The sequence below is a fragment of the Neorhizobium sp. DAR64872/K0K18 genome (genome assembly GCF_050500175.1).
Lineage (GTDB): Bacteria > Pseudomonadota > Alphaproteobacteria > Rhizobiales > Rhizobiaceae > Neorhizobium > Neorhizobium soli.
In genome coordinates this window covers 1,235,319-1,258,107 of the sequence record NZ_CP191446.1, presented here as the reverse complement: position 1 = coordinate 1,258,107, position 22,789 = coordinate 1,235,319, and the positions used below count along the sequence as shown (strand labels likewise).

19 protein-coding genes are annotated in these 22,789 nt (G+C 60.3%); 15 read left to right on the top strand and 4 right to left on the bottom strand.

What is annotated here, in order from left to right:
• The first annotated feature begins 19 nt into the window (after window positions 1-19).
• The 6 genes from ACQY1P_RS11425 (at window position 20) to dprA (ending at window position 4,786) form a co-directional block, all read left to right on the top strand.
• Window positions 20-286: a ribbon-helix-helix domain-containing protein gene (locus ACQY1P_RS11425; RefSeq protein ID WP_184654936.1), complete on the top strand. Its 267-nt coding sequence runs from the start codon at window positions 20-22 to the stop codon at window positions 284-286.
• A 5-nt stretch (window positions 287-291) separates the two neighbouring features.
• Window positions 292-606, top strand: coding sequence for a type II toxin-antitoxin system RelE/ParE family toxin (locus tag ACQY1P_RS11420; RefSeq protein ID WP_430256423.1), 315 nt, complete (start codon window positions 292-294; stop codon window positions 604-606).
• 74 nt (window positions 607-680) lie between these two features.
• Window positions 681-1,619: an aspartate carbamoyltransferase catalytic subunit gene (locus ACQY1P_RS11415; protein WP_062453206.1), complete on the top strand. Its 939-nt coding sequence runs from the start codon at window positions 681-683 to the stop codon at window positions 1,617-1,619.
• An 8-nt stretch (window positions 1,620-1,627) separates the two neighbouring features.
• On the top strand, window positions 1,628-2,920 hold the full coding sequence (locus tag ACQY1P_RS11410; RefSeq protein WP_430256698.1) for a dihydroorotase: 1,293 nt from the start codon (window positions 1,628-1,630) through the stop codon (window positions 2,918-2,920).
• An 84-nt stretch (window positions 2,921-3,004) separates the two neighbouring features.
• Window positions 3,005-3,625 (top strand): glycerol-3-phosphate 1-O-acyltransferase PlsY, encoded by a 621-nt coding sequence (gene plsY / locus ACQY1P_RS11405; RefSeq protein WP_430256422.1) that lies wholly within the window; start codon window positions 3,005-3,007, stop codon window positions 3,623-3,625.
• Between the two features lie 18 nt (window positions 3,626-3,643).
• Window positions 3,644-4,786, top strand: a complete 1,143-nt coding sequence (dprA, locus tag ACQY1P_RS11400; RefSeq protein ID WP_430256421.1) for a DNA-processing protein DprA — start codon at window positions 3,644-3,646, stop codon at window positions 4,784-4,786.
• On the opposite strand, the gene ACQY1P_RS11395 is transcribed toward dprA, so the two are convergent.
• Window positions 4,766-4,969, bottom strand: coding sequence for a hypothetical protein (locus tag ACQY1P_RS11395; RefSeq protein WP_062453210.1), 204 nt, complete (start codon window positions 4,967-4,969; stop codon window positions 4,766-4,768). The two genes, dprA and ACQY1P_RS11395, sit on opposite strands and share 21 nt — an antisense overlap.
• Window positions 4,970-5,214: 245 nt before the next feature.
• On the opposite strand from ACQY1P_RS11395, the gene topA reads away from it, so the two are divergent.
• The 5 genes from topA (at window position 5,215) to rpmG (ending at window position 12,290) form a co-directional block, all read left to right on the top strand.
• Window positions 5,215-7,944, top strand: coding sequence for a type I DNA topoisomerase (topA, locus tag ACQY1P_RS11390; protein WP_430256420.1), 2,730 nt, complete (start codon window positions 5,215-5,217; stop codon window positions 7,942-7,944).
• Complete coding sequence (rnr, locus tag ACQY1P_RS11385; protein ID WP_430256419.1) at window positions 7,941-10,304, top strand: ribonuclease R; 2,364 nt, start codon at window positions 7,941-7,943, stop codon at window positions 10,302-10,304. The genes topA and rnr overlap by 4 nt, the downstream gene beginning before the upstream one ends.
• 2 nt (window positions 10,305-10,306) lie before the next feature.
• On the top strand, window positions 10,307-10,762 hold the full coding sequence (locus tag ACQY1P_RS11380) for a DUF983 domain-containing protein (protein ID WP_430256418.1): 456 nt from the start codon (window positions 10,307-10,309) through the stop codon (window positions 10,760-10,762).
• Window positions 10,763-10,848: 86 nt separating this feature from the next.
• On the top strand, window positions 10,849-12,033 hold the full coding sequence (locus ACQY1P_RS11375; RefSeq protein WP_062580028.1) for an MFS transporter: 1,185 nt from the start codon (window positions 10,849-10,851) through the stop codon (window positions 12,031-12,033).
• An 89-nt stretch (window positions 12,034-12,122) separates the two neighbouring features.
• Window positions 12,123-12,290, top strand: a complete 168-nt coding sequence (gene rpmG, locus ACQY1P_RS11370) for a 50S ribosomal protein L33 (protein ID WP_007626161.1) — start codon at window positions 12,123-12,125, stop codon at window positions 12,288-12,290.
• 756 nt (window positions 12,291-13,046) lie between these two features.
• On the opposite strand, the gene ACQY1P_RS11365 is transcribed toward rpmG, so the two are convergent.
• Window positions 13,047-14,426 carry a PleD family two-component system response regulator gene (locus ACQY1P_RS11365; RefSeq protein ID WP_062453214.1) on the bottom strand — a complete coding sequence of 460 codons (1,380 nt, stop codon included), beginning with the start codon at window positions 14,424-14,426 and terminating at the stop codon, window positions 13,047-13,049.
• Window positions 14,427-14,440: 14 nt separating this feature from the next.
• Window positions 14,441-14,812, bottom strand: a complete 372-nt coding sequence (locus ACQY1P_RS11360) for a response regulator (RefSeq protein WP_062453215.1) — start codon at window positions 14,810-14,812, stop codon at window positions 14,441-14,443.
• Between the two features lie 133 nt (window positions 14,813-14,945).
• Here ACQY1P_RS11360 and ACQY1P_RS11355 point away from each other — a divergent pair, with 133 nt between their 5' ends.
• From ACQY1P_RS11355 to ACQY1P_RS11340, 4 genes are all read left to right on the top strand, one after another.
• On the top strand, window positions 14,946-15,254 hold the full coding sequence (locus ACQY1P_RS11355; RefSeq protein WP_062453216.1) for a DUF3572 domain-containing protein: 309 nt from the start codon (window positions 14,946-14,948) through the stop codon (window positions 15,252-15,254).
• Window position 15,255: 1 nt separating this feature from the next.
• The gene (locus tag ACQY1P_RS11350; protein WP_430256417.1) at window positions 15,256-15,936 is read left to right on the top strand and encodes a hypothetical protein; all 681 of its coding nucleotides are present in this window, start codon (window positions 15,256-15,258) and stop codon (window positions 15,934-15,936) included.
• A gap of 80 nt (window positions 15,937-16,016) precedes the next feature.
• Complete coding sequence (locus ACQY1P_RS11345) at window positions 16,017-17,309, top strand: DNA polymerase IV (RefSeq protein WP_430256416.1); 1,293 nt, start codon at window positions 16,017-16,019, stop codon at window positions 17,307-17,309.
• Window positions 17,310-17,427: 118 nt separating this feature from the next.
• Window positions 17,428-18,792 carry a L,D-transpeptidase family protein gene (locus ACQY1P_RS11340; RefSeq protein ID WP_430256415.1) on the top strand — a complete coding sequence of 455 codons (1,365 nt, stop codon included), beginning with the start codon at window positions 17,428-17,430 and terminating at the stop codon, window positions 18,790-18,792.
• Window positions 18,793-18,814: 22 nt separating this feature from the next.
• On the opposite strand, the gene dnaE is transcribed toward ACQY1P_RS11340, so the two are convergent.
• The gene (dnaE, locus tag ACQY1P_RS11335) at window positions 18,815-22,306 is read right to left on the bottom strand and encodes a DNA polymerase III subunit alpha (protein ID WP_062580023.1); all 3,492 of its coding nucleotides are present in this window, start codon (window positions 22,304-22,306) and stop codon (window positions 18,815-18,817) included.
• Window positions 22,307-22,789 lie beyond the last annotated feature (483 nt).

The following is a 22,789-nucleotide window of genomic DNA, read 5'->3' as shown; positions in this document are numbered from 1 at the left end:
GAAGACGAGAGTTGCAATCATGAGTTTGCGAAAATTCAGCATCACGCTACCGCAAGATCTGGCAGATGCAATCGTGAGCCGTGTCGAGACCGGCCAATACGCTTCGACGGATGAAGCAATGCAGGCCGCGGTCGATGCACTTATGCGGGAAGACGCCGAACAGGACGAGCGTCTCGAGGCAATACGCAACCGCGTCAAAAGATCGCTGGACGATCCGCGACCCAGTATCAGCGGTGCTGAGGCTCGTGCCCATCTCGACAGGCTTTACACCTCGCATAAGGGATGACGCCGATGAAGCGTCTGCCGGTGCAATACAGGCCGGACGCTCTCGACGACATCGATGCGATCTTTCTCTACATCCTTGAGGCAAGCCAGAGTTTTCAGACCGCTCGACAATTTACCGACCGGCTTCTGGCGCGTTGCGACAGGATCGGCAACGCACCGGCGGGCGGCGCGGCTAGGCCAGACCTCGGTCCCGGCATTCGCATGGTCCCCTTCGAGCATCATGCCGTCATCCTCTACCGCGAGGTAGAAACAGCCGTCGACATCGTCAATGTCTTCTATCGCGGCCGGGATTACCGGGCGATCATGACGAACAAGCCGTAGATAACCTCCCATCCCGCTTGCGGCCTTTCCCCCCAGACCTTATAGACCGCCGAACGCAAGCGGAGACGCCCCCTATGGTCTTCTTTCCCCACCGCCATCTCCTTGGCATCAAGGGTCTCACCCGGCAGGACATTACGACGCTTCTCGACAAGGCCGACGAGGCCGTGCAGATTTCCCGGCAGCGGGAAAAGAAGACGTCCACGCTTCGGGGCCTCACCCAGATCAATCTCTTTTTCGAAGCCTCGACGCGGACGCAGTCCTCGTTCGAGCTTGCCGGCAAACGGCTCGGCGCCGACGTGATGAATATGTCCGTCAGCAATTCGTCGGTGAAGAAGGGCGAGACGCTGATCGATACGGCGATGACGCTGAACGCCATGCACCCGGACGTGCTGGTCCTCAGGCATTCCTCGGCCGGTGCCGCGGCCCTGCTTGCTCAGAAGGTGACCTGCTCGGTGGTCAATGCCGGCGATGGCCAGCACGAACATCCGACTCAGGCGCTGCTCGACGCTTTGACCATCCGCCGCGCCAAGGGCAAGCTGTCGGGCATCATCGTCGCCATCTGCGGCGATGTTTTACATTCGCGCGTCGCCCGCTCCAACATCATCCTCTTGAATGCCATGGGCGCCCGTGTCCGGGTCGTCGCGCCGTCGACGCTACTTCCGTCAGGCATCCGCGACATGAGCGTCGAGGTCTTTCACTCGATGGAAGAAGGTTTGCGGGATGCGGATGTGGTGATGATGCTGCGTCTGCAGCGCGAGCGCATGGCCGGCTCCTTTGTGCCGTCGGTGCGCGAATACTTCCACTTCTACGGTCTCGATGCGGAAAAGCTGAAAGTCGCCAAGGGTGATGCGCTGGTCATGCATCCGGGTCCGATGAACCGCGGCGTCGAGATCGCTTCCGATGTCGCCGACGGTCCGCAGAGCGTCATTGAGCAGCAGGTCGAAATGGGCGTCGCCGTCCGCATGGCGGTCATGGAAACGCTCCTTACCTCCAATCAGGGAGAGCGCGCATGAGCACGACCATGTCCAATGACACCGTTCTCAGGAACCTGCGCATCATCGATCCATCGCGCAATCTCGATGAAACCGGCACGATCATCGTCGGCGCCGACGGCCGCATCCTCGCAGCCGGAAAGGATGCCCAGAACCAGGGCACGCCCGACGGCGCCACGGTCCGCGATTGCCAGGGTCTTGTCGCCACGCCCGGGCTTGTCGATGCGCGCGTCTATGTCGGCGAACCGGGTGCTGAACATCGCGAGACGATTTCTTCGGCCAGCCGCGCCGCTGCCGCCGGTGGCGTCACCTCGTTTATCATGATGCCGGATACCGATCCTGTTCTTGACGATATCGCACTCGTTGAGTTTGTTCAGAAGACGGCTCGTGACAAGGCGATCGTCAATGTCCACACTGCCGCAGCGCTCACCAAAGGGCTTGCCGGCAAGGAGATGACCGAGTTCGGCCTGCTGCAGCAAGCCGGTGCCGTGGCCTTTACCAATGGCCGTCACGGCCTGTCCGATTCGCTGCTGCTGCGCCGCGCGATGACCTATGCGCGCGAGTTCGATGCGGTGATCTCGCTCGAACTGCGCGAGAAATATCTTGGCAACGGCGTCATGAACGAGGGCCTGTTCGCCTCCTGGCTCGGCCTGTCGGGCGTGCCCAAGGAAGCGGAGATCATTCCGCTTGAACGCGATCTGCGCATCGCCGGCCTCACCCGCGCCAAATACCACGCGGCAAAAATCTCGGTGGCGGAATCGGCCGAAGCCATGCGGTCTGCCCGCGCACGCGGCGCCAACGTCACCTGCGGCGTGTCGATCAACCATCTTTCGCTCAATGAAAACGACATCGGCGAATACCGCAGCTTCTTCAAGCTGTCGCCGCCACTGCGGTCCGAAGACGATCGAATCGCCATGGTCGAGGCGCTCGCCGACGGCAGCATCGATATCATCGTGTCCTCGCACGATCCGCAGGACGTCGATACCAAGCGCCTTCCCTTCGCTGATGCCGCCGATGGCGCGATCGGGCTCGAAACCATGCTGTCGGCAGCCCTTCGCCTGCATCATGACGGGCGCGTGCCGCTGATGCGGCTGATTTCGGCGATGTCGACCCGCCCGGCCGAAATCTTCGGTCTCGATGCCGGTACGCTGAGACCGGGTGCAAAAGCCGATATCACGCTGATCGATCTCGACGAGCCTTGGATCGTCGCCAAGGATATGCTTCTGTCGCGCTCGAAAAACACGCCGTTCGAGGACGCGCGCTTTTCCGGCCGGGCCGTCGCAACCTATGTCGGCGGCAAATGCGTCTATAAACTGGGATAGAGATGGGGCGGGCCGACCCATCGCGCGCTTGCGCGAAAGGGTTGGAACGGGGGCAAACCCGACTAGGGGCTTTGGGGGAAACACATGATAACCGACCTTCTTACCTGGCAGATCACCCTGCCGATCGCAGCCGGCGCGCTTGTTCTCGGCTATCTCTTGGGCTCGATCCCGTTCGGCCTGCTTCTCACCCGTGCCGCTGGTCTCGGCGATATCCGCTCGATCGGTTCCGGCAATATCGGGGCGACCAACGTCCTTCGCACCGGAAATAAGAAGCTCGCCGCAGGCACGCTTCTGCTCGACGCCTTGAAGGCGACCGCCGCGGCCCTGATCGGCTGGTACGCCTTCGGGCCGGAAGCGGGCCTCATCGCCAGCTTTGCCGCCTTCATGGGTCACCTCTATCCGGTCTGGCTCGGCTTCAAGGGGGGCAAGGGTGTCGCAACCTATATCGGCACGCTGCTCGGGGTCGCGCCGCTGATGGTTCTGGTGTTTGCCGCCGTCTGGCTCTCGGTTGCCAAGCTCAGCAAATACTCATCCCTGTCCGCCCTGGTTGCAACACTTGTCATTCCGGTTGTGCTGTGGTTCATACAGGAACCAAAGATTGCTGCCGTCATGGCTCTCATGACGATCATCTCCTTTATCAAGCACAAGACCAATATCGAGCGGTTGATTGCCGGCACCGAAAGCAAGATCGGCCAAAAGGGCTAGTCCCTTAAAGGACGGATCATGCCGGATAGCAGCGCAAGACGGATAGGAATTGCGCTCACCGAACGGCAGAAGATCGCCTGGCTGCGGTTGATCCGCTCCGACAATGTCGGCCCGGCGACATTCCGGGATCTCATCAATCATTGCGGCTCGGCGGAAAATGCGCTGGCCATGTTACCGGAACTGTCAGCGCGCGGCGGATCGACACGGGCAATCCGCATCGCCAGTGCCAGTGAGGCCGAACGCGAGCTGGAGATCGCACGCCGCCAGGGCGCACAGTTCATCGGCATCGGTGAACCCGACTACCCTCCCGCGTTGCGACAGATCGAGGCAGCGCCGCCGCTCGTTGCGGCAAAGGGCGATCTCTCCACCGCCACCCGCCCCTCGGTCGGCATTGTCGGCTCGCGCAACGCCTCAATCGCCGGGGCGAAGTTTGCGGCGGCGATTGCCAGAGATTGCGGCCGCGCCGGTTATGCGATCACGTCAGGACTTGCTCGCGGCATCGATGCGGCGTCGCACCGCGCCAGTCTCGATACCGGCACGATCGCGGTTCTGGCCGGCGGCCTCGACCGTCCCTATCCGCCGGAAAACGTCGCCCTGCTCGATGAGATCACCGCCGGCAGGGGCCTTGCCGTTTCAGAGATGCCATTCGGGTGGGAGCCCCGGGCGCGTGATTTCCCCCGTCGCAACCGGCTTATCGCTGGAATTTCGCTGGGCCTTGTTGTTGTCGAAGCGGCTGAGCGTTCAGGTTCGCTGATCACCGCAAGGCTTGCTGCCGATTTCGGCCGGCTGGTGTTTGCCGTCCCCGGCTCGCCACTCGATCCGCGCTGCCACGGTACGAACGGACTTCTCAAGCAGGGCGCCATCGTCACGACCGGCGCTTCGGATGTGCTGGACGCGTTGGCGCCGCTGTCCGATCTCGATAGATTTCAAAATACCGTCATCGAAGAGCCCGGCAGAGGCAGCACACTCCTGCCGCCCGATGACGACGACAGGACGCGCATCATTTCGGCGCTTAGTCCGACACCGGTCGATATCGACGATATCATCCGGCATACGGGTGTTGCCGCGGCCAGTGTCTATCTTATTCTGCTGGAACTCGATCTTGCCGGTCGGCTGCACCGGCACCCGGGCGGCATGGTCTCACTTGCTATGGAAGACTGATCGCGGTCGTCGCCCGGCCTGCACGTCGCCAGCCTCGACATAGGCCATCTCGATGAGGTAGCACAGCATATCAGCCCCCTCGCTGAGCGCGACCTGCCGCAACTCTGCCAGCATCTGCCGGATGTAGGCGATGTTGCGCGAATTCTCGTCGCCCCGTCCGTCCTTGTCACCGTGAGAGACCATTTCACATCCTGTCAAATAGGGCGCGACACCGCCTAATATAACTATTCGTCACCTTATCAGCGCAGCTTAGAGATGTTTATTTAAGATTGCAACTAATTGCACATCACTCTCAGGTTGCAGTTCGTTGTATCCTACTAATTAACGATGACCTCTTGACCCCGGGACAAACGCCCGCCATGTCGGGAGACCAGATTTCCGCCTGGATCGTTACGAGACCGGGCAAAGCTCTATTGCAGAGAAACAAGATGAATGTAGTCATTGTAGAATCTCCAGCCAAAGCCAAGACCATCAACAAGTATCTTGGCTCGGGTTACAAGGTTCTCGCCTCTTTCGGCCACGTCCGCGACCTTCCTGCCAAGGACGGGTCGGTTTTGCCTGACCAGGACTTCGAGATGCTCTGGGAAGTCGACAGCGCATCCCAGAAGCGGATGAAGGATATTGCCGACGCCGTGAAGGGTTCGGACGCCGTTTATCTCGCGACCGACCCGGATCGCGAGGGTGAAGCGATTTCCTGGCATGTCCTCGACCTCTTGAAGAAGAAGAAGGTGATCGGCGATAAGCTGGTCAAGCGCGTCGTGTTCAACGCCATCACCAAGAAGGCGGTTCTCGATGCGATGGCCAACCCGCGCGATATCGACGTGCCGCTGGTGGACGCGTATCTCGCCCGCCGCGCTCTCGACTATCTCGTCGGCTTCAACCTGTCTCCGGTCCTGTGGCGCAAGCTGCCGGGCGCCCGTTCTGCCGGCCGTGTGCAGTCGGTTGCGCTGCGCCTCGTCTGCGACCGCGAAACCGAGATCGAGCGCTTCGTCTCGGAAGAGTACTGGAATATCTCCGCGCTTCTGAAGACACCGCGTGGCGACGAGTTCCTGGCCAAGCTGGTGCAGGCCGACGGCAAGCGCCTGCAGAGCAAATCGATCACGAACGGCGAAGAAGCCGGCCGCCTGAAGACGCTGCTCGACGGCGCCGCCTATAGCGTCGAGACGGTCGAAGCAAAGCCGGTGAAGCGCAATCCCGGCCCTCCGTTCACCACGTCGAGCCTGCAGCAGGCCGCGTCTTCGAACATCGGCTTCGGCGCGTCGCGCACGATGCAGGTCGCGCAGAAGCTCTATGAAGGTATCGATATCGGTGGCGAGACTGTCGGTCTCATCACCTACATGCGTACCGATGGCGTGCAGATGGCACCCGAGGCGATCGAGCAGGCGCGTAGCGCCATCGTCGAGCAGTTCGGCCCGCGTTACATGCCTGAAAAGCCGCGCTTCTACTCCACCAAGGCGAAGAACGCGCAGGAAGCTCACGAAGCGATCCGCCCTACCGACTTCAACCGCACGCCGGACAAGGTTCGCCAGTATCTCGATGCCGATCAGGCGCGTCTCTACGAGCTGATCTGGAAGCGCGGCATTGCCAGCCAGATGGCGTCAGCCGAAATGGAACGCACAACCGTCGAGATCTCGGCGACGAACGGCGCCGAGAAGGCTGGCCTTCGGGCCGTCGGTTCGGTCGTACGTTTCGACGGCTTCCTCGGCGCCTATGTGGACCGCCGCGAGGAGGATGACAAAAGCGAGGAAGACGACGAAGACGGTCGCCTGCCCGAGATCAACGCTCGCGAAAAGCTCGACAAGAACAAGGTCAACTCGAGCCAGCATTTCACCGAGCCACCGCCGCGCTATTCGGAAGCATCGCTGATCAAGAAGATGGAAGAACTCGGCATCGGCCGTCCTTCCACCTATGCCGCGACGCTGAAGACGCTGTCCGATCGCGAATACGTGATCATGGATAAGCGCAAGCTGATCCCGCATTCCAAGGGACGGCTGGTGACGGCGTTCCTCGAGAACTTCTTCACGAAATACGTCGAATACGATTTCACGGCAGATCTCGAGGAAAAGCTCGACCGGATCTCGGCCGGCGAACTGGACTGGAAGCAGGTTCTGCGGGAGTTCTGGCAGGATTTCTTCGGCCAGATCGAAGACACCAAGGAACTGCGCGTCACCAACGTGCTGGACGCTTTGAACGAAGCGCTGGCACCGCTGGTCTTTCCGAAGCGGGAAGACGGTTCGGATCCGCGTATCTGCCAGGTCTGCGGCACCGGCAACCTGTCGCTGAAGCTCGGCAAGTACGGCGCATTCGTCGGCTGCTCGAACTATCCGGAGTGCAACTTCACACGTCAGTTGTCGTCCGAAGGCGGCGCGGATGCGGAAGCTTCCGGCCTCAACGAACCGAAGGAACTCGGGACCGATCCGATGACCAACGAGCAGCTGACGCTGCGGTCGGGTCGTTTCGGACCCTATATCCAGCGCGGCGACGGCAAAGAAGCCAAGCGCTCCTCGCTGCCCAAGGGTTGGCTGCCTGACGATATCGACCATGAAAAGGCGCTGGCACTGATCAACCTGCCGCGCGACGTGGGCAAGCATCCGGAATCGGGCAAGATGATTTCGGCAGGTCTTGGCCGTTACGGGCCGTTCCTGCTGCATGACGGTGGCTATGCGAACCTGGAAACGATCGAGGACGTGTTCTCGATCGGTCTCAACCGCGCCGTCACCGTGATTGCCGAGAAAAAGGAAAAAGGCCCCGGCGGACGCGGTCGTGGCACACCGGCAGCGCTCAAGGACCTTGGCGCGCATCCGGACGGCGGCGCGATTACCGTGCGCGACGGCAAATACGGGCCTTACGTCAACTGGGCCAAGGTCAATGCCACGCTGCCGAAGGGCATGGACCCGCAGTCGGTAACGATGGAACAGGCGATGGCGCTGATCATCGAAAAGGGCGGCAAGGCATCGTCGGGCAAGGCCAAGGCGAAAGCGCCTGCCATGAAGGCCACAGCAAAAAAGGCTGCTGCCAAGACAGAGGCGGACGCAACGACCGAGACCGCCACAAAGAAGTCGCCTGCCAAGGCTAAGACCGCAGCCAAGAAGGCGCCTGCCAAGAAGGCACCGGCCAAAAAGACAACCGCATCGAAGGCGAAGAAGACGGACACGTGAGAGAACCGAACGAGCGATCCAATCGCCAGCAGAAACGCGCCGCGAAGGCTGACCGTGGCGACAGCCAGTCGGCGAGCAGACCGGTTATTGTCCAGGGTGCGGTTCCTCCGCGCGATGTGCTGCTCCAGTTCATCGCTGACAATCCCGACAAGAGCTCGAAACGGGAGATTGCCAAGGCTTTCGGGCTGAAAGGCGATACGCGCATCGAGCTCAAGGATCTGCTGCATTCGCTCGAGGAAGACGGTCTTCTCACCAAGAACCGCAAGTCGCTCTCGCGCCCGGGTGCCCTGCCCCCGGTCACCGTTCTCGACATCACCACCCGCGACAAGGATGGCGAACTGATCGGTCGGCCGATGGAATGGCCGGAAGATATGGGTGCGGCCCCTGCCGTGCTCATCCGCCAGTCGCATGACAGCCGCGGAAAGGGCAAGGCGCCAGCCGCGGGTCTCAACGATCGCATTCTGGCAAAGATCTTCCCGAACAAGGACCGCTCAGGTCCGGCCTATACGGCCCGCGTCATCAAGGTCATCGACAAGCGCCGCGGCGCGGCCCTCGGCGTCGTCCAGAGACTGGCTGACGGCGAAATGCGTCTTCTGCCGACCGAGAGGCGCGGCGAGGAAATGGTGATCGAACCCGAGGACATCGGGGACGCCAAGGACGGCGACCTGGTCGAGTCGGAAGTCGTGCGCAACGGCCGGTTCGGCCTGCCGCGCGCCCGCGTCCTCAACATTGTCGGCTCCGTCGGTTCGGAAAAGGCGATCTCGATGATCGCCATCTATTCGCACGGCATTCCGCACATCTTCCCGAACGAGGTGATGGAAGAAGCGGAAGCTGCAAAGCCGGCCAGCATGTCGAAGCGCGAAGACTGGCGCGACGTGCCGCTCCTGACAATCGATCCCGCCGACGCCAAGGATCACGACGACGCTGTTTATGCCGAGCCAGACACCTCGCCCGACAATCCGGGCGGCGTCATCGTCACCGTCGCGATCGCCGATGTCTCCTGGTATGTCCGCACCGGCAAGCCATTGGACCGCGAAGCGCAGAAGCGCGGCAATTCCGTTTACTTCCCCGACCGCGTCGTACCGATGCTGCCGGAACGCATTTCCAACGATCTCTGCTCGCTGCGCGAGGGCGAAGACCGGCCCGCACTTGCCGTGCGCATGGTCTTTTCCAAGGAAGGCCGCAAGGCCGGCCATACGTTCCACCGCATCATGATGAAGAGTGCGGCCAAGCTCTCCTACCAGCAGGCTCAGGCCGCCATCGACGGCGAGACCGACGACAAGACCGGTCCGTTGCTGGAGCCTGTCCTGAAGCCGCTGTGGGACGCCTACCGCATCATGACGATCGGCCGCGACCGTCGACAGCCGCTCGAACTCGATATGCCCGAGCGCAAGATCATGCTGAAGCCGGATGGCACGGTGGATCGTGTGATCGTGCCAGAGAGGCTCGACGCGCATCGGCTCATCGAAGAGATGATGATCCAGGCAAACGTCTGCGCCGCCGAAACGCTCGAGAAGAAAAAACAGTCGCTGATCTACCGGATCCATGACGGCCCCTCGCTTGCCAAGCAGGAGACGCTGCGCGAGTTCCTGAACACGCTCGGCATTTCAATGGCTCGCGGCGGCCAGATGCGCTCCAACTCGTTCAACGGCATCCTGTCGCAGGCACAGGGCACGCCGCACCAGATCATGGTCAACGAGATGGTGCTGCGCTCCCAGAGCCAGGCGATCTACAGCCCCGACAATATCGGCCATTTCGGCCTCAACCTGATGAAATACGCGCATTTCACGTCGCCCATCCGCCGTTATGCGGATCTGATCGTGCATCGCGCGCTGGTCGGGTCGCTCGGCCTCGGCGAAGGTGGAATCACGCCGGGCGAGGAAGCCCAGCTCGAAGATATCGCGGCAGAGATCTCCACCTTCGAGCGCCGCGCCATGGCCGCCGAACGCGACACGGTAAACCGTCTTGTCGCGCACCACCTCTCGACGAAGATCGGCGAGGAGTTCCAGGGCCGCGTGTCCGGCGTGACCAAGGCAGGCCTGTTCGTGGCCCTGCCGACCTATGGCGCCGATGGTTTCGTGCCGGTGTCAACGATCGGCGACGATTACTATATCTATGACGAGGCGCATCAGGCGCTAACAGGCGAACGTTCCGGTCTCGGCTACCAGATCGGCGATACCGTCGATGTGAAGCTGAAGGCGGCAGTTCCGCTTGCCGGTGCGCTTCAGTTTGAAATGCTGAGCGAAGGCAAGAAGCTGCCGGGCGGCGCCCGCTCGTTCCACAAGTCTGCACGACGAGACAAATCTGGCGGACGGCCCAAAAAGCCAGGTACGCGCCCCTTCCGTGGCGGCAGGAGATAGCAATGCAGTCAGATGGCGAACAGACGGTCCGCTTCGGCGGGTCGGACCCGGTCGATCGACCTCTTGGCCGATCCATCAAACGGGGCCTCACCTGTCGATGTCCTGCCTGTGGAGAGGGCCGGCTTTTCCGTGCCTTCCTGAAGCCAGTCGATCATTGTTCCGTCTGCGGTGAAGATATCTCCCACCATCGTGCAGACGACCTTCCGGCCTATCTCGTCATCGTCGTGGTTGGTCACGTGCTGATGACCGGCTACATGCTGACCGATATGATCCTGCGGGTCTCTCCTTGGGTCCACCTCGCCATCTGGGCACCGCTTGCGGTGCTTGCCGCCATCGCGACGATCCAGCCCATCAAGGGCGGTGTCATCGGCCTGCAATGGGCAAACCGCATGCATGGGTTCGGCGGCGGCGAGGACGGGGCCGATTCGACCAGCGGTCCGAGCAACAGACCGAACTGATCATGGACCACCGTTCGTTACCACCTTCCCGTCCTATTTCATGCGTACGGACGTCCAGTCCGAAGCCGACTTGTAAGGAAGTCTGAATGCCTCAGCCGACGACCGACGAAAACGGCCATGTCGCGGAGATCCACTGGCCATCCCTGATCGCAGCTACCGCCGCCGTCAGCGCCGTGGGAATAGCCATGGGGCTCGGCCTGCCGCTGCTGAGCATCATCCTTGAAAAACGTGGCATCTCATCGACGCTGATCGGGCTAAACGCTGCCATGGCAGGCGTTGCAGCCATGGTTGCCGCCCCGATCACGACGAAATGTGCACATGACTTTGGTGTGGCGCGTAGCATGATGATCGCCGTGGTGATCGCCGCCGTCAGCGCCATCTGTTTCTACTACGCCGACCAATTCTGGATGTGGTTTCCACTACGCTTTACGTTCCATGGCGCGACCACGGCTCTGTTCATCCTGTCCGAATTCTGGATCAATGAAGCCGCGCCACCCAGACGACGCGGATTGGTCCTCGGCATATACGCAACGGTGCTGGCGGTCGGGTTTGCGATCGGGCCGATGCTGTTTTCGCTTCTCGGCAGCGATGGCGTGCTTCCGTTCATCGTCGGCGCACTCATTATCATGACGGCCATCATACCGATCTTTCTCGCCCGTCACGAAAGCCCGAAGCTAGACAGCAAGCCCGAGCGGCACTTCTTCCACTATATATTCCTCGTTCCCAGTGCGACGGCAGCCGTCTTTGCCTTTGGTGCAGTCTCGGTTGGCGGACTGTCGCTGTTTCCGATCTATGCGTTGCGCGAACAGATGACCGAATCGCATGCGGCCATCCTCTTGACGGTGATGGGACTGGGCAACATGGCCTTCCAGATCCCGCTGGGGATGATTTCGGACCGCATGCGTGACCGCAGGCCGCTTCTGACCGGCCTCGCCGTACTGGGCGTTCTCGGCTCGCTGACGATCCCCTTCCTGATCGGCAACTGGATGATGACCGCGGTTCTCCTATTCATGTGGGGCGGCTGTATCTCCGGCCTCTATACCGTTGGCCTCGCGCATCTGGGCGCTCGCCTTCGAGGTGCCGATCTGGTCGCTGCCAATGCCGCCTTCATCTTCTGCTATGCCGTCGGCACGGTTGCAGGACCACAGGGCATCGGCGCTGCCATGGATGTCGCGGGCAATGACGGCTTTGCCTGGGCGCTGGCCGGTTTCTTCGGCTTTTACGTGGTTGTTTCGGGGGCTCGATGGTTTTTACCAACGAAACAAGGTTGACATTCTGACCGCGATTTGTAATTTCGCCCCAGATTTCGCCGTCGACCGTCTGCGTCCGCGGCTCCACTTTTCTTAAAGGCGCTAAGACCATGGCAAAAGCTACGACCATCAAGATCAAGCTGCTGTCGACGGCTGATACCGGTTTCTTCTACGTAACCACGAAGAACAGCCGTACGATGACAGACAAGATGACCAAGACGAAGTACGATCCGGTTGCCCGGAAGCACGTCGAATTCAAGGAAACCAAGATCAAGTAAGATCTGGTCACTTAAAGGCATGAAAGAAGGCGCAGGCTGATCAGCCGGGCGCCTTTTTCTTTGCCTGCTGTTTTCAAGCGTGAGTACCAAAACGCAAAAAGCGCCACCGTCATTTCTGACAGCGGCGCTTTGATTGGGGGTCGACCGGCTTGCAATCGCGGCACGAGGAGCCGTTGAAATTGCTTGCCAGTCGACCGACCCCACGACCCAGGAGATGCGGCGGACCTGAGCATCATGGGGTATCTCGACGTAAGCTGAAGGAACCCTTCGCCCCGTTGAAACCAAAATTGCGCAAAATCAATGGAAAATCAACACATACTTAGATCAGTACGAAACTGTTTGGATATGATGGTTAAAATCCACACGCGTCTTTGTAGAAAGAGGCTATTCCAGCTCTTCAATTGTTAGGTTTATTCTGAGCCAAAGCATTTTTAGCTTTACCCACCCTACGGTGTTCGATGCGAGCTCGAAGATTAGCCCGGCTTCGAGACGGAAGTAAAAGGCGATTATAAATCGTCAGCGAGAAGCAGGACTTTCTCGCTTCTGTGTAGATGCTACCGTATCGTTCGGCAATGCTCAAACAAAGCACCGGTCTTCCATTCCCGTATGCGTTTTATTTGGCTCGAAGCCGCGTACGAATCGTCAAATTTAATTGAGGAAACTGGGGGACGAGCGCTTCTTTATCAAAAAGCCTCGCTGCAAGACGAAAGATATTATATTAGCGTATTTTAATATACGACGATTCTCGTGCAAATCTTAAGCGGCGGCTGCAACGACTCGGTTGCGCCCGCTGTTCTTGGCGTCGTAAAGCGCACGGTCGGCTTGTTTCAACAACTGCTCCGGCGTTTCCGCTCCACTGCGGCTGCAGGCAATCCCAAGCGAAGCTGTGATGTTCAGGCTGGCGCCAGTGCTTTTCAGCACGAACGGCGTCTGCTCGATGATGTTGCGCAATCGTTCGGCAATCAAAGCCGCGGCGGCGCTATCCGTATCGGGCATAACCACAACGAATTCCTCGCCACCGAACCGGCAGGCGAGATCAGCACCGCGTACCGTGGACCGGATACGGGCCGCAACTTCCTTCAGCACCTCGTCACCGGCGTCGTGGCCGTGCGTGTCGTTGACCGATTTGAAGCGATCGATGTCGGTGATGCAGACGGACAGCGGCCGCCCACGGGCTGTTGCACGGGCAAACAGCACCTTCATGTGATTGTCGAGATAACGGCGATTGTGCAGACCGGTCAGGGCATCTGTCACAGCCAATTCGATCGTATGGCGCACGCTCAACCGCAGGCGGTCGTTGTAACGCTTACGCTTGATCTGCGTCAGGGTCCGGGCCACGAGTTCATTTGGATCGATCGGCCGGATGATGTAGTCGTTGACGCCGAGATCGAGCGCCCGGACGATGACCTGGTCGTCGCCGTGTTCCGTCACCAGCAGCAGCGGGAGGAATCGGGTCCGCTCCAGCGATCGCAGTTGTGAACAGAGCCTCAGCGGATCGTAGTCATCGAAATTCGTATTGACGATCACCAGATCGAACGGGTTTTCAGCCGCTTCGAAAAGGGCTGCCTGCGGATCGGAGATGGCAGTGATATCCGCGACCGGTTTCAGCGCCCTGACGATGCGTTCCTGCGAGCTTCCGCGGCCATCGACCAGTAGGACCTGCGCGACGTCGTCCTGAGCGTCCTGCCCCGCTGCACTCTTCATCATGTCCTGCAGCGTGAGATCCTGCGCGGTGTCTGACCGGATGCGCAGCTCGTCACTCAGCGTCTTCAGCCGCACGAGGCTTTTGACACGGGAAATCAGCTGCAGGTCGTTGACCGGCTTGGTCAGAAAATCGTCGGCACCGGCTTTCAGGCCGCGCACGCGGTCGGAGGGCTGGTCCAGCGCGGTGACCATGACAACAGGGATATGGGATGTCCGCGGATTGGCTTTCAGCCGCTCGCAGACTTCGAACCCGTCAATGCCCGGCATCATGATGTCGAGCAGGATGACATCGACATGGGCCTGTTCACAGATCGCCAGCGCCTTGTAGCCGTCGTCGGCAGTCAACACATCGAAATATTCCGCAAGCAGGCGTGCCTCGAGCAGCTTTACGTTTGCGGGAATGTCGTCGACTACCAGGATCCGTGCCGTCATGTCATTCTCCGACCTTACGCGTCGCCAAGATACGTCTTGATGGTCTCGATGAACTTCGGCACCGAGATGGGCTTCGAAACATAGGCTTCGCACCCGCCCTGTCGGATTCGTTCCTCGTCGCCCTTCATCGCGAATGCGGTGACGGCGATGACCGGTATGACGTGCAGTTCGTCGTCTTCCTTTAGCCACTTGGTCACTTCCAGACCCGATACTTCGGGCAGCTGGATATCCATCAGGATCAGATCCGGACGGTGACGGCGGGCAAGATCCAACGCCTCCATGCCATTGCGCGTCTGGATCGTCTCGTAGCCGGACGCTTCGATCAAATCGCGGAAGAGCTTCATGTTCAGCTCGTTGTCTTCGACAATCATGACCCGTTTGGGCATGTCGATCCGTTCCTTAAATCGCGCCTTGCAAGCGTGCTTTCAGTCTATAAGCTTTCCGAATACGAGATTCTTTCAGCCGCTGGCCGCACACGTTAAGGGCATTTGGTTGAGAAATAGGTAACTTGAGCAGGCGATGAGGTTCGATCCGTTGAATAACAAGGCACCCGCCGCAGCCCCCGAAGAGACGGCCGGCGCAATCCTCAGCTGGCTTGCGGACGAGCCCGACATGTTTTCAAGGTTTCTGGCGCTGTCCGGTCTCCAGCCCGGTCAGCTGCGTTCTGTGATCGACGATCCGGGCTTTCTTGGCGGAATGATCGATTTCCTGATGAGCCACGAGCCAACGCTGATGGCATTTTGCGAAGCGACGAACACGAGACCGGAAACGGTTGCCGCAGCGTCACACTATTATTCCAAGCCTGCACTCGATTCGGGCGACTACTGAGATGGAGAACTCTTTCGGCGTTGCCCTCGATTTTTCCCACGTCCAACTTGGCGACCGCCCGCTGGTCGTATGCGACGTCGATGACGTCGTTCTGGACTTCGCGGCACCTTTCACCGAGTTCATCAAGGCAGAGGGGCTGGAGCTGCTGCCGCGCTCCTTCCGCCTCACCGGCAATATCGTTTCGGTCGAAACGCAGGTCCCTATCGAGGAAGCGGACGTCAAACGCCTGATCGGCGCGTTCTTCGACCGCCAAGAAGACTGGCAGACGCCCTCTGCGCTTTCGATCGAGACCCTTAAGGCGATCGGTAAGGCTGCAGACGTCATCTTCCTCACTGCCATGCCGCCACGCTATCAGGAACAGCGTCGCCGGCTTCTCGACCGGCTCGACCTCACCTTCCCTCTCGTCGCGACTGAGGAAAAGAAAGGCCCTGTCATGCAGATGATCCATGCCGCGCGCCCCCTTCCCTCGGTCTTTATCGATGACATGGCCCACAACCTGCATTCGGTCCGCGACCACGTCGAGAACTGCCTGCTGATCCACATGATGCCGGACAGTCCTCTGCACCAGCTTGCTCCGAAGCCTGATCAACCGATCATCCGGGCCACAGACTGGCCGCATGCCGCAGAGATGATCGACGCCTACATCCTGTCCCACATCCCGCATCATCGAACCGCAAAATAGTGGTTGAAGGATGTGCGTTCTACTCTTGAGAGGTTGCAGCTTACGGCCTATTGTCGGAATGTTCAATCTTTGTTCCGCCGATGACAGTCGTACCAAATCACAAGCCCGGCTTCTGTCGAGACTGCTTTACCGAGCAGAAGGCAGAGGTGCGACGGTGTCGCGCCTGCGGCAGTCCACGGCTGGTGTATCACCGCGAACTTCATGACCTGACGCTTGCGCATATCGACTGCGATGCCTTTTACGCCACCATCGAGAAACGCGACGACCCGAGCCTTGTGGACAAGCCGGTGATCATTGGCGGCGGCAAGCGCGGCGTGGTGTCGACCGCCTGCTACATCGCCCGCATCAGCGGCGTCCGGTCGGCAATGCCGATGTTCAAGGCGCTCGAACTCTGCCCGGATGCGGTCGTCATCAAGCCGAACATGGAAAAATACGTCACTGCCGGCCGACAGGTGCGGCAGATGATGATGGACCTGACGCCGCTGGTGCAGCCGATCTCGATCGACGAGGCGTTTCTGGAACTGGCAGGCACCCAGCGTCTGCACCACGATCAGCCCAGCCACATTCTCGCAAAGCTCGCAAAACGCGTCGAATCCGAGATTGGCATCAGTATTTCCGTCGGGCTCTCCTACTGCAAGTTCCTCGCCAAGGTCGCTTCCGACCTCGAAAAGCCGCGGGGTTTTTCGGTGATCGGTCGCGCTGAGGCCGTGGAGTTTCTGGCGACCCGACCGGTCACGACGATCTGGGGCGTCGGCCGGGCTTTTGATGCGACGCTGGAGGCGGACGGCATCCGCACCATCGGGCAGTTGCAAGCCATGAACGAGGCCGACCTGATGCGCCGCTACGGCACGATGGGCCAGCGCCTCTATCGTTTGTCGCGCGGTATCGACGACCGAGAGGTGCATCTCAACGACCCGGCGAAAAGCGTGTCGGCCGAGACCACGTTCTTCGACGACATCTCCCGCCACGACGACCTGGTCCCGATCATGCGCCGGCTTTCGGAGAAGGTGTCTAAACGACTGAAGAGCGAGGACCTTGCAGGCCAGACGGTGGTGTTGAAATTGAAGACCGCGGATTTCAAGAGCCGTACCCGCAACAAGCGGCTGGAAGATCCGACCCAGCTTGCCGACCGGATCTTCCGCACCGGTATCTCAATGCTGGAGCGGGAGACGGACGGTACAAAATTTCGCCTGCTCGGGATCGGCGTCACCGATCTGACCGACCCTGCCCGTGCAGATCCGCCCGATCTCGTGGATGTGCAGGCCGGACGCCGGGCTGCGGCGGAAGCGGCCATGGACAAGCTGCGTGAGAAGTTCGGAGCTGCGGCCGTCGAGACCGGCTATACGTTTGGCGACAAGCGCCGCGACCGATAGTTTCAATCAAACGTGATTAAATTTTTCCTGCTAAACGTGACGAGATCAGCGCGGATGCAAACCTTCGTTAAACCTCGCTCGGTAAAATGCGGCTCAAGTTTTGCGTATGAGGTTTAGCATGATGCGTCGCCTGGTTTTGGGGTTCTGTCTGATGTCCGCGACGATGCTGTCGCCTCCAGCGTTTGCAGCGGACAGTGTTCCCCTGCAGATCATCGTTTCCAAGGACAAGCAGTCGCTGACCGTCTACGAGGGCGAGACCGTGGTCGCCAGGTCGCGGATATCGAGCGGCAAGGCCGGGCACGATACGCCGACCGGCATCTTCTCCATCCTTGAGAAGCGGAAATACCACGAGTCGAACATCTATTCGAATGCACCGATGCCGTTCATGCAGCGAATCACCTGGTCAGGTATCGCGCTGCACGAGGGCAACGTTCCGAACTATCCGGCGTCGCACGGCTGCGTGCGCCTGCCGAGCGGTTTTGCGACCAAGCTTTACGGCCTGACCGAGCGTGGTGCGCATGTGATCGTGACCGATGCGGACGTGGTGCCGCAGCGCATCGAGGACGTCGTGCTGTTTTCGCCGCGCAAGCCTTTGCCTGCCGGCGCGCTGATGACCGATGTCGATCTTCGCACCGCATCGATCAAGGCCTCGCCGAAGAAGCCGGTGGAAGTGGCGATGAATGTCGCGCCGGCCAATCCGAACCGCGCCACGGATGCTGTTCCGACGCAGCCTGATGATCTCGAGGAAGCGCAGACGCACGCGCTGCGCATCCTGATCACGCGGCGTACCGATCGCGAGACGCTGATGGACGCCCAGAAGTTGCTGGAAGAAATGGGTTTTGAGACCGGCGGCTCCGACGGTTATGTCGGACCGCTGACCCGCAGCGCCGTTGCCGGCTTCAAGCGCTGGAAAGGCCTGAAGCAGACGGGCCCGATGATAAGCGGCGAGTTCATCGACGCGCTTTACGCCTCTGCCGGCCAGCCGAAGCCACCTGCCGGCCAGATCATGGTGCGGCAGAATTTCGAACCGCTGTTTGAGGCCCCTGTCGGCATCAAGGCGCCGGAAGTGGCCCTCGGCACGCATCTCTTCACTGTCGACAAGATCGATCGCTCGATCGAATCAGCCGATTGGCACGCGGTGACGCTGCCGAACGTGCTGTCCGATGCAACGATGAAGCGGCTGGGGATCACCATGGCGGCCGATGCGAAACTGCCGGGTGCCGCGAAAGCCGCACTCGACCGGATCGAGATTTCGCAGGACGTGCGCGACCGGATCGAGACGCTGATGGCGGATGGGACGTCGGTCACGATCAACGACGAATCGCTTGGACCGGAGACCGGCAAGGGCACCGATTTCGTCACGCTGACCAAGTCGTCGAAAAGCGAGATGGTGGCAGTTCAGGATATTGGCTCAACGCCTGCCGCCGAGCCGCGCGCCAAGCGGAGTGTCATCCGTTACCAAGGCGGCGTCGGCCTCTACTGAGGCCAACGCCCACCACGGTCGGTTAGACCAGTTCCACATCCAGCACACCGGGCGCCGCCTTCAGGGCGGCGGCGATTTCCGGCGAGATGCGATACCGTTCCGTCAGTTCCACCTCGATCTCGCGCTTGCCATCATCCTTGATGACGATAAACGAGACGAGGCCATCGCCGCGGGCATTAAGATGCCGGGCGACCGTCTTCAGCGGCCCTGAGTCGCGCACGAAGACCCGCAGCGCCTTCTGCATGCGGACCGACTGTTCCTCCAGCGACTGCACCGTCTGGATCCGCAGGCCAATGCCTTCCGGACGCTCGTCGGCCTGAACGGTGATGACAAGCGATTTTCCGGGCTCAAGCAGATCGCGGTACTGAGCAAGCGCTTCGGAAAACAGCACCGCCTCGAACTGACCGGTCGAATCGGAAAACATGACGATGCCCATCTTATTGCCTGTGCGGGTCTTGCGTTCCTGGCGACCGGTCACGGTCCCGGCAAGACGGCCGGCCGTGGCGCCTGCCCTCACAGCCGTCGAGAAGTCAGCGAAAGTCTGGACGCGCATCTTGTCGAGCACCGCGCCGTAGGTATCGAGCGGATGGGCAGACAGGTAGAAGCCGAGCACCTGATACTCGCGCATCAGCATTTCCGACGGCATCCACGGATTGAATGTTGGCAGAACGAGTTTTTCCGGACCGCTGGCCGCGCCCGAGCCGAAGAAATCGGACTGGCCGGAGACCTTCTCCTCCTGGGCGCGCTGGGCATAGCCGATGACGCGGTCCATGCCGGCGCTGAGTTGGGCGCGGTCGAAGCCGAAGCAATCGAAGGCACCCGCAGCATTCAGGCTTTCAAAGACGCGGCGGTTGATCTGCTTCGGGTCGATGCGCAGGCAGAAATCCTCGATCGACGCGAAGGGCGTGTCGCCGCGGACCTCGACGATGTGATCGACGGCGTTTTCGCCGACGCCCTTGATGGCGGCCAGCGCGTAATAGATGCGGTTGTCGCCTGTCTCGAAGCGGCGGAACGAGGTCTGTACCGACGGCGGACTGACCTTGATGCCGAGCCGGCCGGCATCCTCGCGGAAATCGTTCAGCTTTTCGGTGTTCGCCATATCGTAGGTCATCGACGCGGCGAGGAACTCGACCGGGTAATGCGCCTTCATATAGGCCGTCTGGTAGGAGACGATGGCGTAGGCGGCGGCGTGAGATTTGTTGAAGCCGTAGTTGGCGAACTTCGCCAGCAGTTCGAAGATGTTCTTCGCCTGCGGCTTCGACACGCCGTTCTTGATGGCGCCACTGACAAAGCGTTCGCTCTGCTGGTCCATCTCGGCCTTGATCTTCTTGCCCATGGCGCGGCGCAGAAGGTCGGCTTCGCCGAGCGAATAGCCCGACAGGACCTGGGCGATCTGCATCACCTGTTCCTGGTAGACGATAACGCCCTGGGTTTCCTTGAGCAGATAATCGATCGACGGATGGACCGATTCGATTTCTTCCTCGCCGTGCTTGCGGGCATTGTAGGTCGGGATGTTTTCCATCGGACCCGGGCGATAAAGCGCCACCAGCGCAATAATGTCCTCGATACAGTCCGGTTTCATGCCGATCAGCGCCTTCCGCATGCCGGCACTTTCCACCTGGAACACGCCGACGGTCTCGCCGCGCGACAGCATCTGGTAGGTCAGTTCGTCATCGAGAGGGATCTTGGCGAGATCCACAACGATATCGCGCTTCTTGCAGAATTCGACCGCGGTTTTAAGAACCGTCAGCGTCTTCAGGCCGAGAAAGTCGAACTTGACCAGACCCGCCTGCTCGACCCATTTCATGTTGAACTGGGTGACCGGCATGTCGGAGCGCGGGTCGCGGTACATCGGCACCAGCTTCGACAGCGGGCGGTCACCGATGACGATACCGGCGGCGTGGGTCGAGGCGTGGCGGTAGAGACCTTCGATCTTCTGGGCGATATCGAGAAGACGGCCAACGACCGGCTCCTTGTCGACCTCTTCCTGAAACTTCGGCTCTTCCTCGATCGCCTTTGCCAAGGTGGTCGGATTGGCCGGGTTGTTGGGCACCAGTTTGCAGATGCGATCGACCTGGCCATAGGGCATTTCGAGAACGCGGCCGACGTCGCGCAGTGCTGCGCGGGCCTGCAGCGAACCGAAGGTGATGATCTGCGCCACCTGCTCGCGGCCATATTTGCGCTGCACGTAGCGGATCACTTCTTCGCGGCGATCCTGGCAGAAGTCGATGTCGAAGTCGGGCATCGAGACGCGGTCGGGATTGAGGAAGCGTTCGAACAGCAGCGAGAAGCGCAGCGGATCGACGTCGGTGATCGTGAGCGCATAGGCAACCAGCGAGCCTGCACCGGAACCGCGACCCGGACCGACCGGGATGTTCTGCAGCTTTGCCCATTTGATGAAGTCGGCAACGATCAGGAAGTAGCCCGGAAACTTCATCTTCTCGATGACGCCGAGCTCGAAATCGAGCCGTTCGCGATAATCCTGCTCGGTGAAGCCCGCGGTGATACCGAGTTCGGCCATCCGGTTCTCGAGGCCTTCGACCGACTGACGGCGCAGCTCCGCCGTTTCGGCGCGCTCCGCTTCTGCCGGATCGTCGGTGGCGCCGGTGAAGCGCGGCAGGATCGGGCTGCGGGTCTTCAGGATGAACGAGCAGCGCTTGGCGATCTCGACCGTGTTTTCGAGCGCTTCCGGCAGATCGGCGAACAGCTTTGCCATTTCGGCACGGCTCTTCAGGTAATGGTCGGGCGTCAAACGGAAACGGGTATCGTCGGATACGATCGCATTGTGCGCGACGGCCATCAGGGCATCATGAGCGTCGTAATCGGACTTGCCCGGGAAGAAGGCCTCATTGGTCGCGACCAGCGGCACATCCTGGTCGTAGGCAAGATCGATCATCCGCTGCTCATGACGGCGGTCGTAAGTGCCGTGACGCTGCAGTTCAATATACAGACGATCGCCAAAGGCCTGCTTCAATGACAGGAGGCGCGCCTTTGCGAGTACGGTGTTGCCATCCTTCATTGCCATGTCGACAGGGCCACCGGCAGCACCTGTCAGCGCGATCAGTCCTTCGGTGCCGCCATCTTCGAGCCAGGCGCGGCAGATATGCGTTGCCGCCTGCCCTTCTCCATCGAGATAGGCACGGCTGACGAGATCCACCAGCCGCTCGTATCCCTTGGCATTGGCGGCAAGCACAACGATTGCCGGCAGCTTCGCCAAATGGCCGTTGCGGCGCTCGTCTGGCTGATCCTCCATGTCAATCGACAGCTGGCAACCGATGATAGGCTGAATGCCATCACCGATGGATTTTTGGGCGAATTCCAGCGCGACGAAGAGATTGTTGGTATCGGTGACGGCGATCGCGGGCTGATTGTCCGCGATGGCCTTGGAGAGGATTTTCTTAAGCGGCAGCGCACCTTCCAGAAGCGAATAGGCGGAATGGACGCGCAGATGCACGAACTGTGGCGTCGCTCCCAAATCCTCCGATTCCGATTGTAAAGTCGCTGCGTCCGCCATCTGATACCCATTCCTTGAATCGGGTCATTGTCCGGCGCGGGGGCTTCAGAGTCGAGTCAAGAATGGTCTTCTCAACCTCTTTCCGCTTGCGCCCGCCAGCTGGGCGAGCACGGACCGGCTCACATCACCAGCATGATCATCGACAAGCTGGCAACGAAAGTTGCAATGGAGGCGAATGCGGCAATATCACGAAGAAGGTCAGTCATCGTCGTCTCCCGTGTTCGTTTATGTTGGCACTTTGTTCTCTTTTCGTGCCAACGTCAATAGTAGAACAAAACGGGAATAGAAGATTCTGACCGATGGTTAATGCTGCTTGCTGGCTGGAGGTAACCAGCGCTCCATAGGACCAAGCCGTTGCCGGCCGACGCACGCGGTCGGCAGCCAAACGCCAGCCATCGCTGCGGATCGCTGACGTGACGTCATTCCATAGCACCAGTGTCCATCGCACGCCCCTTCGAGAAGGTGACGATGGACTCTAGCGGA